The 13,185-nt window shown below is 36.4% G+C and carries 13 protein-coding genes and 1 tRNA gene; 3 read left to right on the top strand and 11 right to left on the bottom strand.

The window, feature by feature from the left end; all coding sequences use genetic code 11:
* Positions 1-10: 10 nt before the first annotated feature.
* Genes trpA through DV424_RS00340 form a run of 3 tightly spaced genes read right to left on the bottom strand, consistent with a single transcriptional unit; the run spans position 11 to position 2,788 of the window.
* Positions 11-817 carry a tryptophan synthase subunit alpha gene (gene trpA, locus DV424_RS00350; protein ID WP_118858679.1) on the bottom strand — a complete coding sequence of 269 codons (807 nt, stop codon included), beginning with the start codon at positions 815-817 and terminating at the stop codon, positions 11-13.
* Positions 817-2,010 (bottom strand): tryptophan synthase subunit beta, encoded by a 1,194-nt coding sequence (gene trpB, locus DV424_RS00345; RefSeq protein WP_118858678.1) that lies wholly within the window; start codon positions 2,008-2,010, stop codon positions 817-819. The genes trpA and trpB overlap by 1 nt, the downstream gene beginning before the upstream one ends.
* A gap of 19 nt (positions 2,011-2,029) precedes the next feature.
* Positions 2,030-2,788: an SDR family oxidoreductase gene (locus DV424_RS00340; protein ID WP_118858677.1), complete on the bottom strand. Its 759-nt coding sequence runs from the start codon at positions 2,786-2,788 to the stop codon at positions 2,030-2,032.
* A gap of 179 nt (positions 2,789-2,967) precedes the next feature.
* On the opposite strand from DV424_RS00340, the gene purM reads away from it, so the two are divergent.
* Positions 2,968-4,002: a phosphoribosylformylglycinamidine cyclo-ligase gene (gene purM, locus DV424_RS00335; RefSeq protein WP_118858676.1), complete on the top strand. Its 1,035-nt coding sequence runs from the start codon at positions 2,968-2,970 to the stop codon at positions 4,000-4,002.
* Positions 4,003-4,056: 54 nt separating this feature from the next.
* Positions 4,057-4,695, top strand: coding sequence for a phosphoribosylglycinamide formyltransferase (gene purN / locus DV424_RS00330; protein ID WP_118858675.1), 639 nt, complete (start codon positions 4,057-4,059; stop codon positions 4,693-4,695).
* A gap of 84 nt (positions 4,696-4,779) precedes the next feature.
* Here purN and DV424_RS00325 read toward each other — a convergent pair whose 3' ends face one another.
* The 3 genes from DV424_RS00325 to fnr form a co-directional block, all read right to left on the bottom strand.
* Positions 4,780-5,616, bottom strand: a complete 837-nt coding sequence (locus DV424_RS00325; RefSeq protein WP_118858674.1) for a DUF4198 domain-containing protein — start codon at positions 5,614-5,616, stop codon at positions 4,780-4,782.
* A 196-nt stretch (positions 5,617-5,812) separates the two neighbouring features.
* Positions 5,813-6,742 (bottom strand): universal stress protein UspE, encoded by a 930-nt coding sequence (gene uspE, locus DV424_RS00320; RefSeq protein WP_005634635.1) that lies wholly within the window; start codon positions 6,740-6,742, stop codon positions 5,813-5,815.
* A 133-nt stretch (positions 6,743-6,875) separates the two neighbouring features.
* A complete protein-coding gene (gene fnr, locus DV424_RS00315) occupies positions 6,876-7,649 on the bottom strand; it encodes a fumarate/nitrate reduction transcriptional regulator Fnr (protein ID WP_005634634.1) in 774 nt (257 codons plus the stop codon).
* 285 nt (positions 7,650-7,934) lie between these two features.
* Between fnr and DV424_RS00310 the strand changes: the two genes are divergently transcribed.
* Positions 7,935-8,020: transfer RNA gene (locus DV424_RS00310), tRNA-Leu, on the top strand.
* 188 nt (positions 8,021-8,208) lie between these two features.
* Here the strand turns inward: DV424_RS00310 and ftnA (DV424_RS00305) are convergent.
* The 5 genes from ftnA (DV424_RS00305) to DV424_RS00285 all read right to left on the bottom strand — a co-directional run bounded on the left by ftnA (DV424_RS00305) (position 8,209) and on the right by DV424_RS00285 (position 13,129).
* Entirely contained in the window at positions 8,209-8,706 is a 498-nt protein-coding gene (gene ftnA / locus DV424_RS00305) for a non-heme ferritin (RefSeq protein WP_005637808.1), read from the bottom strand.
* 17 nt (positions 8,707-8,723) lie between these two features.
* Positions 8,724-9,209 carry a non-heme ferritin gene (gene ftnA, locus DV424_RS00300; protein WP_118858673.1) on the bottom strand — a complete coding sequence of 162 codons (486 nt, stop codon included), beginning with the start codon at positions 9,207-9,209 and terminating at the stop codon, positions 8,724-8,726.
* A gap of 698 nt (positions 9,210-9,907) precedes the next feature.
* Positions 9,908-11,329: an exodeoxyribonuclease I gene (sbcB, locus tag DV424_RS00295; protein WP_118858672.1), complete on the bottom strand. Its 1,422-nt coding sequence runs from the start codon at positions 11,327-11,329 to the stop codon at positions 9,908-9,910.
* A 12-nt stretch (positions 11,330-11,341) separates the two neighbouring features.
* Positions 11,342-12,217 (bottom strand): EamA/RhaT family transporter, encoded by an 876-nt coding sequence (locus tag DV424_RS00290; protein ID WP_118858671.1) that lies wholly within the window; start codon positions 12,215-12,217, stop codon positions 11,342-11,344.
* 3 nt (positions 12,218-12,220) lie between these two features.
* Entirely contained in the window at positions 12,221-13,129 is a 909-nt protein-coding gene (locus tag DV424_RS00285) for a DUF5655 domain-containing protein (RefSeq protein ID WP_118858670.1), read from the bottom strand.
* Positions 13,130-13,185 lie beyond the last annotated feature (56 nt).

The following is a 13,185-nucleotide window of genomic DNA, read 5'->3' as shown; positions in this document are numbered from 1 at the left end:
TCTTTTTTGCTTATTTTGTTGCTGCTTTCATTGCTTGAACAAATTCAGCTAATTCAACTAAACATTGCTCGTGATTATCTAAATTCTGCTCAATAATTTTCACCGTTGCCGAACCTGAAATTGCACCGGCTGCCCCTAAAGTTAATGCTTCTTTTACCTGTTCAGGATGCGCAATGCCGAAGCCTTGTAAAATTGGCGGGGCATTATGCGCCTTAAGCAGTTCTACAAGAGTATCTAAATTCGCTGCGTGAGCTTGATTTTCAGCACTGGTTACGCCTGCGCGAGAAACTAAATAAGTATAGCCTTCGCTATTTTCGGTTACACCTTGGATCGTTTTTTCATCCGCATTTGGCGGGCAAATAAAGACGGGTTGAATACCGTGTTTTTTAGCCGCTTGTACATAATCTTCTTTTGCGAGTAAAGGAATATCTGCCACAAGCACAGCATCAACACCGACTTCTGCACAACGTTGATAAAAATCGTCTAGGCCTTTGGCAAAAATTAAATTAGCACAAAGTAATAAGCTAATCGGAATCTCGGGATATTTTGACCGCACTTTTTCCAATAGTTTAAAGCTATCTTCACTGCTATGACCTGCAGTTAAAGCACGATTATTCGCCGCTTGGATAACCGGGCCATCAAGGAGTGGATCGGAAAAAGGAAAACCGAGTTCTAAAGCATCCGCACCGTTATCGACAAGTGTGCAAATGATCTCAAAAGAGCGGTCAAAAGTAGGATCGCAAAGGGTAACGAACGGCACGAAAGCCCCTTCATTTTTTGCGTTAAGTGTCGCAAATTGCGTTTCAAAACGGCTCATTAGTTCGTTCCTCCATTTAAAATTTTATCAACGGTAAAAATATCTTTATCGCCTCGTCCTGAAAGATTAACCACTAAAAGTTGTTCTTTTTCAGGATTTTGTTTAATCAATTTCAAGGCATAAGCCAAGGCGTGTGAGCTTTCTAATGCAGGAATAATGCCTTCGTGTTTTGCCAATTCTTGGAATGCGTTGAGGGCTTCTTCATCGGTAATCGATACATAATCAGCACGACCAATCGCATTTAAATAAGCGTGTTGCGGCCCGACAGAAGGGAAGTCTAATCCTGCAGAAATAGAATAAGATTCCTCAATTTGTCCATCTTGATCTTGCATAATTGGCGATTTCATTCCGAAATAGATACCTGTTGTGCCGTGCTTGAGCGGTGCACCGTGTTCGCCCGTGTCAATACCTTTACCCGCAGGTTCTACGCCGATGAGTTTCACAGCGGTTTCTGCAATGAAATCCGCAAACATACCAATTGCATTCGAGCCACCGCCAACCGCAGCAATCACTGCATCAGGTAAACGACCTTCTCGTTCGAGAATTTGACGTTTAGTCTCAATCCCAATCATTTTTTGGAATTCTCTCACAATCGTCGGGAATGGATGGGGGCCTGCAGCGGTGCCAAGTAAATAATGGGTGGTTTCGTAGTTTGCTGACCAGTCTCGCATCGCTTCACAACAGGCGTCTTTTAAAGAACAAGAGCCTTTTTGTACAGGAATCACTTCCGCACCCATCAAACGCATACGGAACACATTTGGCGATTGACGCTCAACATCTTTTGCGCCCATATAAACACGGCATGGCATATCTAACATAGCACAAGCAAGGGCGGTCGCCACACCGTGCTGACCCGCACCAGTTTCGGCAATAATACGCGTTTTGCCCATTCGTTTGGCAAGCAAAATTTGTCCTAACACTTGATTGGTTTTGTGCGCACCACCGTGTAATAAATCTTCACGTTTAAGATAAAGTTTAGTTTTTGTGCCTTTGGTTAAGTTACGGCAAAGGGTAAGTGCGGTCGGTCTTCCCGCATAATTTTTGAGTAAATCAGCAAATTCTGCTTGGAATGTAGGATCATTTTGAGCCTCCACAAAGGCTTGTTCTAATTGCTTTAAAACAGGCACTAAAATTTCTGGCACATACATTCCGCCAAATTCGCCGAAATAAGGGTTGAGAAGTGTGTCTGACATATTTTTTCCTATTATTTTTTTAGTTATCTTTTGCAACGCTCATTCCCGCAAAAGATTGAGCGGTTGGCATGACTTCAATGCGATTAATGTTCACGTGTTCAGGTTGTTGATGAAGCCATAATACAATGTTCGCAATATCTTCAGGCTGAACTGATTGCACGTTTTCATACACTTTTGCCGCTCTTTCATCATCGCCGTGAAAACGCACATTAGAGAACTCCGTACCGCCACATAAACCGGGTTCAACATTGCTTACTCGAATTTTTGTGCCTGCCAGATCGGCTCGTAAATTTAAGCTAAATTGTGTGACAAAAGCTTTAGTTCCACCATATACATTACTGCCAGCATAAGGATAAGTACCTGCAATTGAACTCAAATTGATAATCTGCCCGTGATTACGGGCCACCATATTTGGCAACACAAGACGAGTGATAGTAACCAATCCTTTGATATTGGTGTCGAGCATCTGATACCAATCTTGTAAATCCGCTTTATGTGCCGGCTCTAATCCCAAGGCTAAACCTGCATTATTCACTAATAAATCGACCGCTTGCCAGCCTTCAGGAAGGGTATTTAGAGCGTTAATTGTGGCTTGTTCATCACGAATGTCAAAGGCAAGCGGTAGAAAATTATTGCCCAATTGTGAATGAATTTCTACTAATCGATCTGCACGTCTGCCCGTGCCAATCACTTTATAGCCTGCTTCAATTAACTTTTTACAAATTGCCAAGCCAAAGCCTGCGGTTGCACCTGTAACTAATGCAGTAGTAGTTTTCATTTTTTCTCCTAGAGTCTGAGCTTATTTGTACTATTAAAGTAGTACAAATAAATTTTGATTGCAAGCAATTTCATTTTAATTTTAAAAATGTCATCAAATGAATTAATTTAACAATACCGCAAACGTTTGCTTAATGGTATAATCTGCCCGATTTTTATTTCAACTGATTGAGGTTAATCGTGAGCAACACACAACTTAGCTACAAAGATGCTGGCGTAGATATTCACGCTGGGAATGAATTAGTCGAACGTATCAAAGGCGATGTAAAACGTACTCGCCGCTCTGAAGTCATGGGTGGATTAGGTGGTTTCGGTGCATTATGTGCTTTACCAACCAAATATAAAGAGCCGATTTTAGTATCAGGCACAGATGGTGTAGGCACAAAATTACGTCTTGCGATTGACTTGAAAAAACACGATACCATTGGTCAGGATTTAGTCGCAATGTGTGTGAACGATTTAATAGTACAAGGGGCAGAACCGCTTTTCTTCTTAGATTACTATGCTACAGGGAAATTAGACGTTGATGTGGCAGCAAGCGTGATCAAAGGTATTGCAGATGGTTGTGAAATGTCTGGCTGTGCGTTAGTCGGTGGCGAAACTGCTGAAATGCCCGGAATGTACCACGAAGGCGACTATGATTTGGCGGGTTTCTGCGTAGGCGTGGTAGAAAAATCAGAAATCATTGACGGCACGGCAGTGAAAACGGGCGACACGCTTATTGCTCTTGGTTCAAGCGGTGCACACTCAAACGGCTATTCATTAATTCGCAAAGTACTTGAAGTGAGCGGTGCAAATCCAGCGGATTTATTAGAAGGCAAACCGCTTAGCGAGCATCTTTTAGCACCCACCAAAATCTATGTGAAGTCTATTTTACAACTTATCAAACAGACTGAAGTTCACGCCATTGCTCACTTAACAGGTGGTGGCTTCTGGGAAAATATCCCGCGTGTATTACCTGAAAACACAAAAGCGGTGATTGATGAATCAAGCTGGCAATGGCCTGCGATTTTCAATTGGTTACAAGAAAAAGGCAATATCAGCCGTTATGAAATGTATCGCACCTTTAACTGTGGTGTAGGTATGGTGATTGCATTACCAGAAAAAGAGGTTGAAACGGCTCTTGCATTACTTGAACAAGCAGGCGAAAAAGCGTGGGTTATCGGCAAAATTGAACATCTTGGCGAAGGCGAAGCACAAGTTGAGATTCAATAATAAAATCTTAAATTTAAATTCAGCCCTTTTGGGCTGATTTCTATAAGGAAGAAAATGAAAAAAATTGCCGTCCTTATTTCTGGTCAAGGAACGAATTTACAAACTATTATTGATGCCTGCCATTCAGGCGATATTCCCGCCAAAATTGCTTGTGTGGTAAGTAACAAAGCTGATGCTTACGGCTTAGTTCGAGCCAAACAAGCACAGATTCCGCAAGCGGTCTTTCTTCGCAAAAATTTTTCCAATAACCTTGAAATGGACGACGCAATTGGCGATTATTTGCAAAGCCTAGCCGTAGATTTGATCGTCCTTGCTGGTTATATGAAAATTCTTACCCCAAAATTTACCCAACGTTTTACAGGGAAAATTTTAAATATCCATCCTTCTCTTCTTCCTAAATACGCAGGCTTAAACACCTACCAACGTGCGATTGAAGCAGGCGACAATGAACACGGCACAACCGTTCATTTTGTCAATGAAGAAGTGGATGGTGGTGCGATTGTCTTACAAGCAAAAGTGCCAATCTTCCCTGAAGATAGCATCGAAGAAGTGGAAGCTAGAACCCGTGAGCAAGAATACCAAATTTATCCGCTTGTGATTAAATGGTTTACCGAAGGGCGGCTAAGACTTAAAGATAATTTGGCATATTTAGATGGGAAAGCTCTGCCAAAATCTGGATATGCAAATGAATAACTTAGAATTTAGATAGACTATTTTTGTATTTTTTTATTGAATTGGGATGTAAAAGTGCGGTGAAATTCCACCGCACTTTCAAAATTAATGATGATGGTGTTCTGGTTTTGGAGGAAGTTTAGCCAATCCTTTACCAACCGGTAAAATTAATGTGCTATAGCTTGCAGATTGCTGACAAATTTGTTGATCTGCAAATGGTGTTTTATGAATAACTTTAATTTTCCAAATACCATCAATTAATGGAATGATATTCACACGCCCTTGACTATCTGTTTTACCTGAAAAACCTTGTGGTTCACGATGGCTTGTACTTGCTTCAAGATCTTTCACGACAATAGTATCAGCGGTTGCAATTACAGTTTCGCCTGCTAATGGCTGATCTTGATAGAAAATTTGAACAGGGAACGGTTCGCCTAATTTCACTTTGCTTGGATCACGCAAAGGAACAATTTCAAGTGGTAAACCAACTCTTGTCATTGCCATTTCTGCATTTAATGGTTTTTTACCAACTGTAACAAGACTTTTACCAAACATTTGAGTTTGTTCGCAATAAGTTGGATTTTCTAATCCTTTCAAATTGTCCATTTTCCAACCTTCAGCATTTTGTGACCAAAAAGTTGGTTTGTAAGTCGCCGTCACCCAATAAGAGCCATCAGACAATGCTTTCTCTGATTGATATTGATAGTTTTCACCTTTTTGAACTAAGGTTTGTTTTTCACCATCTTGACGAATAATTTCCATTGGCGCAAAAATTTTTAAACGTGCTTCAGGAATTTTTTCTACGTAAGGGTAGTCCCCATAAGCTAATTCTGCTTTTAATACAGAACCAGATGCCAATTTTGCAGGCGCTTGAACCCAAACTTCATGAGCTTGCGCTGCACCAGCTAAAACCAATAAACTTGCAATTAATGTTTTTTTCATACCTTTCCTTAATAAAAAAATAGAGGTGAGCATTTATAAAATGAACGCAAATATTAAATGAAAATAACTATCATTTAAATGATAGTTTAGAGAAAATTTCAAATTTGTGATCAAGATCACAAAACATTTGTATAACGTATAAAAAATTCCCTAAATACTTAGTACTTAGGGAATTTCTAAATGTAGATGTCTGTTATTAATCGTCTTTTTTAGATGGCTTAATACCTAATAAATTACAACTTAATTTACTAATCACATGTTCCGCAGTATTGCCCAATAATGCAGCAGACAAACCTGTACGGCCAACTGTACCTAAAATCACTAACTCAGCTTCAATTTCTTTTGCGACTTCAGGAATCACTTCTTCTGGAAAACCTTCTCGAACATGAGTATGGTCTTCACTAATACCAAATTTTTGACGTAATGCTTTCATATTAATGAGATGTTGGCCACGAATACCGTTTTCATAGCCTGAAGTATTAAATTCTGGTAAATCAATCGCCATATTGATTGGAGCAGAAGGGTAGGCTGCAACCAAGTGAACATTACCACGATTTAGATTTTCAGCGAGTGACATGCCTGTTTCCACTAATTCTTGATTAAATTCATCTTGATAGTCTTGCTCACCAGAAACATTTACCGCAACAAGAATACGGCGTTGATGTTTCCAATCGCCATCGCGAACCATCAAAACAGGAACAGGGCATTTACGAAGAAGCTGCCAATCCACTGGTGTGAAAATAAGTGAGGTAAAACTTTCTTCATCTTTAGTATATTTCACCACAAGATCATAATTGTTGCCTTCGACTTCTTCTTTAATCGCCTCAGCTTCGTTGCTATTCCAAACAATGTGAGATTGCAATTCAATTTCAGGATCTGCATATTTATCTAAGTAATATTGAACCGCATGTCGGTGTTTTTCGATTACTTGTTGATGCATTTCTGAACGTTCTTCAGAAGAAAGTAAAGCCGACATTTCATAAGATAAGTCATATACAGATAAAAGTGCGGTGATTTTTACCTTAGTTTCATTTTTTTGTTCTTTTACCAAACGCACGGCACGCGCAAGAGCATATTGTTTTTCATTTTCAGGATTGAGAACAACCAGGATATTTTTAAATTTCATAACAACCTCCAAAATTCACCATAGAATAAGAAAGAATCTTTTGAATGGCAAGGTTCGATTTTCAAAAAGGTGATCTAGTGCAAAATTTATTTTTAATGAATACAAAAAAGGCGTGAAATTCACGCCTTAAAAATTATTCAACTAATGTTATTTTGGTTTTATTCGTGCCAGTTAATTCAATTAAAGCATTGAGATCATTAATTGTAATATATTTTCCTTGCACTGTAAGAACACCTAGTTTTTGAAAGCGTCCCAATAATCGACTGATAGTTTCAACTGTTAACCCTAGATAGTTGCCGATATCGCCACGCGTCATCGTTAAACGGAATTCTTTAGCTGAAAAACCACGAGCAGAGTATCGTTTAGAAAGATTATGAATAAAAGCAGCCAAACGTTCTTCAGCATTCATTTTAGACAGTAACAAAATCATTTCTTGATCACTTTTAATTTCATTACTCATTAAGCGCAAAATTTGTTGGCGCAATTTTGGCATTTTACCAGCTAAATCATCCAAAATATCATAAGGAATTTCACATACCATTGCGGTTTCTAAAGCCTGTGCAAAACTAGGGTGTTGCATTTGAGTAATTGCATCAAAGCCAACTAAATCACCAGGTAAATGGAATGAAGTGATTTGTTCTTCGCCAGATTCACTAATAGTGTAGCTTTTAATTGTACCAGAGCGAATTGCATAAATTGAATTGAGGGAATCACCTGCTTTAAAAAGAACCTGTGATTTTTGGATAGGTTTCTTTCGTTCGATAATATTATCAAGCTGATCTAATTCATGTTCGTTCAGCGTAAAAGGAATACAAAGTTGACTAATACTGCAATCCTGGCAATGAATAGCACAACCTCCCGATTGAACCCGGCGTCCTGCCTTGGTTTCTGCAACGAAATTTTTCATGTAAGCCTCAAATATTTCGAAAAATTAGTGTAAAATTGATCTAACTCAATAATTATACCACTAAATAGTCATTTTAAGAAGAGTAAAGCATTATGGCAGCAGAAAAATTAACAAAAAAACGGCTGATTCAGATTCTAATCATGTTATGTATTTTAGTTATTGCATTTATTTGGCGATATTTTTAAAAAACCAGAAAATCCTTGCTCATTTTTAAAACAAATGGATTATTTCTAAAAAATTTTACTTGTCACATATTTATATATACGTATAATTCAACACCATTAAGCCTGGGTGGCGAAATTGGTAGACGCAGCGGATTCAAAATCCGCCGTTGAATAAACGTGTCGGTTCGAGTCCGACCCTAGGCACCAACTTAAGTAAAGTCGTAAATCACGAGGAGAATCAATGATTTACGGCTTTTTTATTTGTGCTTTTTCGCTAATTTCGTCATTTTCCGCAATGACATTTGACGTATCAAATGATGACTTTGACGTAAATTTGACGTATAAAAAATAAGCCTAGTGTAATACTAGGCTCATAAATATTTTATACTCTTAGACTAAGCTTCAGTAGCAAGATTACCTAAATCTTTATCAACTAAGAATAAACCTTTACCATCTTCGCCAAGAAGATTCAATTTATCCAAGATACCACTGAATAATTTTTCTTCTTCATGTTGTTCTGCTACATACCATTGTAGGAAATTAAATGCAGAGTAGTCTTTTTCTTCAAAAGTTTTACCTACTAATTCATTGATTTTACTGGTAATCAATTTCTCATGTTCATAAGTAATTTCAATCACTTCTTTTAATGACTTATATTCGTGTGATGGAGCTTCAATTGCAGAAATTAGAGCAACTGAGCCTGTCTCATTTAAATAAGTGAATAATTTACGCATGTGTTGCATTTCTTCAGCAGCATGAGCTGATAAAAATTTTGCAGCACCTTCAAAACCTTTTTGCTCGCACCAAGCACTCATTTGTAGATATAAATTAGAAGAATAAAATTCCAAGTTCATTTGGTCGTTTAATAGTTTTACTACATTTGCTGATAACATTTTATTTCTCCTATCTATTATAAAGTTGCTAACTCACGATCAATAAAGAACAACGCTTTACCGTCTTCGCCAACAAGGTTAAATCTATCAATAATGCCACTAAATAATTTTTCTTCTTCGTGCTGTTCTGCTACGTACCATTGTAAGAAGTTAAAAGTAGAGTAGTCTTTATTTTCAAAAGTAACTTCAACTAATTTATTGATTTTGGACGTTACCAATTTTTCATGTTCTAAAGTTGTTTCAAATACTTCTCTTAATGAAGAATAATCGTGCTTAGGTGCATCGATTTTTCCTAGAAGCGGCATGCCGCTAGTTTCACTTACATAATTGAATAATTTTTGCATATGTTCTAATTCTTCATCTGCATGACGAAGTAAAAATGCTGCTGCACCTTCATAGCCATGAATTGAGCACCATGCACTCATTTGTAAATATACATTAGAAGAGTAGAACTCTAAATTTATTTGGTCATTTAGCTTGTTTGTGATGATTTGATTAAGCATAACTAATTCCTTTCCATTTGATTGATAAAGTGCAATAAAACTTGACTTGCGGTTCTCATTTTAAGCTCACAAATGAGAATTGCAAGTTTTTTATTAAAATAAAACTCATATAACCAATTAATTTTAAAAAGAAAAATTAAAAGTAATTATTCTCATTTGAGTAATCTAGGCATATAAAATAATTACAATGTCACAATTAAAACTAAAGATGTTAAATCTACAAGCAAATCTTCTATCAATTTATTGAGATTTCACATATCGCAATCCAAATCCAGAGTTAAATATTATTGCTTTAACTTTTGAATAGAGAAGAAGCAGAGTATCCCTTTTTGACCACATCACAAAAGTTACTTTTACACTTGCTATATTTAACATAATATACATTATGCGAAATTAGTTATCGGGTTAGCAAAAACTACGGATCAAATAAATCACACAGTTATGCACAAGTCACGGATACTAGCAAAACAAGACAAAACAAGGCTGGATAACACGTTGTAACGCGTCATTTTATAGAGTTATTGAACGGATGAATTTAAATGTAAAGGAAATGTAAAGTGAAATAAACTAAATCTATGTGATTACGCTACGTAAAATCTGGTTGATTTTTTGGATAAATTACTCCCAGAATAAAAATAACAAAAAAGCATGTTTTTATTAAAACATGCTCTTTGAAAAAAAAAGTGACAACGTATCGACTAACCCAGTAATTTTATACCGTATTCATATACTTGTTGTAATAAAGATAGTTTTTCAGGATTATCTGAATGTTCCTCAGCTAAACGTTGTAAACTTGATTCAAAATCTACCGCACTTTTTTCAAGTTTATTCTGTCGGTATTTCTGCCATTTAATTTGTTCAGCGCGTGTGAGGGTTTTATAAAAATGACGAGCGCGATAATGGAACAATAATTCAGGGATACGTTTATCTTCAAAAGCTAAGCCATGTTCAGCTAATTTTTCTGCAGGTAAACTACGTAAAATAGCCATATTATTTTTATCAGCATTGCTGAAAAAGCCATTGTATAACTCAGTTTCTACGTTATCATTCGATTCAAATTGACGTTCTTCATTAAAAATATCCACCACTTTTTCTCGAATATCAAAAGATGCTTGTAATTTTGCAAGATTATCTAAGCATAATTGTCGATCAATACCCAAGCGATTTGCTGTTTCTGGCAACAAGGTTTTGGCTGGCGCTAAAATAGGACATTTATTGATATGCACAAGCTTTAATGGAACAGATGAAACGCCTCTTTCTTCTAATTCTGATTTTTTAGTATATAAATCTCTCCGCAATTCATCCGGACTTTTGGCTAATAAATTATCTATGTCGCCAGTTAAATCACACACAATTAATGCGTTTTGATTTGTTGGATGCCAAGCTAAAGGTGCAACCCAAGTGCAATTTCCACGATAATTCCCTAACATCCCAGAAACATGCACTAAAGGCGCCATTGCGCCTGTATCAACCAATTTTTCGATTTCTTTTTTACCTCGGTTTTCAAAGAAATATTGGAATAATTTAGGCTGTTTTTCTTTAATTAATTTCGCCATAGCAATAGTGGCATATACATCCGCCATTGCATCGTGAGCATTTTCATGTTCAATATCATTTGCTTTAGTGAGTTTTTCTAAGCGGAAACTTGGCATTCCATCATCGTCATAAGCCCAATTAATCCCTTCTGGACGCAAGGCATAACAGGCTCGCACTAAATCTAACAAATCCCAGCGTGAATTTCCGTTTTTCCAGCTGTATTCATAAGGATCAATGAAATTACGATAAAATGTGTAACGCGTCATTTCATCATCGTAGCGAATATTGTTATAGCCCATGACACAAGTATTGGGTTGGGAAAATTCTGATAAGATGTTTGCAGCAAATTCAGGCTCAGAAAGCCCCTTTTCATTACATTCTTGTGGTGTAATTCCTGTCACCATTACGGCTTCAGGAGCAGGTAAATAATCGTTGGTTTGTTTACAATAAAACATTATTGGTTCACCAATGATATTAAAATCAGCATCTGTACGAATACCTGCGAATTGCGCAGGACGATCTGTTGCTGGATTTACACCAAAACTTTCATAATCGTAAATAAAAAAGCTGAAATCTTTTGCCATGACTACTCTCTTTTACGCGATAATTTTATCTAAATAATATAGGCAGAAAATAGCTGATAAACTAAAAATAATACCTAGCCAATTTAGCTTACTGATTTTTTCTTTAAAAACTAATGCGCCAGTTATCGTACCCAAGCAAATTACCCCGATATTCATTCCTGCGAAAACAAGCGTCGGATTTCCAGCAAAACTTTGATGGGCTTTTATGTAGAATAAAATATTAAAGAAATTCAATACACCTAAAACGATGCCACCAATTACACTTGATGATGTCCATTGGGCACGTTTTAAAAATAAATAAATAAACATAACACAAGCTGCAAGCGAGAAGGAAATAAACAATGTTGCAGGGAATGCGCCGCCGCTTTTCGCCACTTGTTTGAATAAAATATCAATGATGCCGTAACCAAACCAGACGCCGATTAATCCTAAAACACCTTTAAAATTCACCGCACTTTGCCCTTGATTTGGCTTAGTTAATAAACAAAACAAACCAATAAAGGCTAATACAACGCCAATGATTTTAGATTGGCTTAATGTTTCATGAAAAATTAAAAATGCCGCTAGAATGGGAAGAAACAACGAAAGACGTTGTGCTGCATCTGAACGTACAATTCCAGCAAACTCCACCGCTTTTGACATAATAATAAACACGCTAGGTAGCAATAAACCTAGCGCTAAAAAAATGGGTGAGTTTTCGCTTTGTACAATGTAATCAGTAAATTCTAAATCTTTAAAATCAGGTTTGAGTAAGAAATAACTGAAAGTGATGGCTGTGATGTAGTTGAATGCAATCGCTTGTTCAATAATGATATTTTTTTTACGAGCTATTTTAAGCAAGATTGAAACAGCTACACTGCAAAGAATGGCAAGAATAAGATTGTGCATTTATTAATCCTTAATAGCTTGTTTAATTAAACTCATAATGTATTCAAGGTATTGGGTGCTTTCAATGGTGATTTCATAATCTCCATTCCCCCAGTGACCAGTATTAGATACATTTTTTGCTAGATTTTTAGGATCATCTAACTCTCCATAAGGAAGATTAATCCAAATTTTTAAATTCTTTTGTTGGATACGAATATCTGCAATATTTCGATCTTTTTTGAATGCAATGTAAAGTTTTCTGGTATTAATTTCGATATCAGGAGCTAAATTTAAAATGCCTTGTTTAAAATCTTCGTATAGTTCTTGAATAAAATCTGATTTATCACTTAAGTGATCAGATTCTTGATAAACTTTTATTTCTTTTAATGTAGAAAATTCTTCATTTTTTTCAATAGAAACAGCTTTAATATTCGGTGCTGATTTTGATTTATTAATAATATTGAGCGTAATAATATCATTATCAAAGCGATTAACTTCCCATAATTCAATAGGTAAATCTTTAAAATTCGTGGCTTGAATCTGGAAATCATTAAAAGCAGGTGAAACGAAAATCACCTTAGATTGTGACCAATCCACATCATTTCTTTTAAGTGGGACTTTTTGCTTTTCATTATATTCCACAATAAAATCAGCTTTGTATTCAAGCATCAAATTAAGATAAGAAATTCCTTGATCAACCACACTAGAATTTTGTTGTCTTTTATATTCAATAATGACAAAGGCTTGAGTTTCAGGATCAAAAGCTAAGGTATCAATACGTGAATTTTTAATAGAAAATTCCGAGCGAATAAAAATATAGCCACTTAATAAGGTAAGATTTTCTTCAAATAAACGCTGAATATCCTTTTCCAGCTTAAATTTTTGCTGCTTCAGTTGTGATAATTGTCCTTTTTTGGATGTAAAGATTTTCATTATTCCTTCCTTAAAGGCTTAAGTGCGGTCAAAAACACCGAAGTTTTCAACCACAC

Source organism: Haemophilus haemolyticus, assembly GCF_003493605.1.
Taxonomy (GTDB): domain Bacteria; phylum Pseudomonadota; class Gammaproteobacteria; order Enterobacterales; family Pasteurellaceae; genus Haemophilus; species Haemophilus haemolyticus_J.
This window is presented reverse-complemented; position numbering and strand designations above follow the sequence as displayed.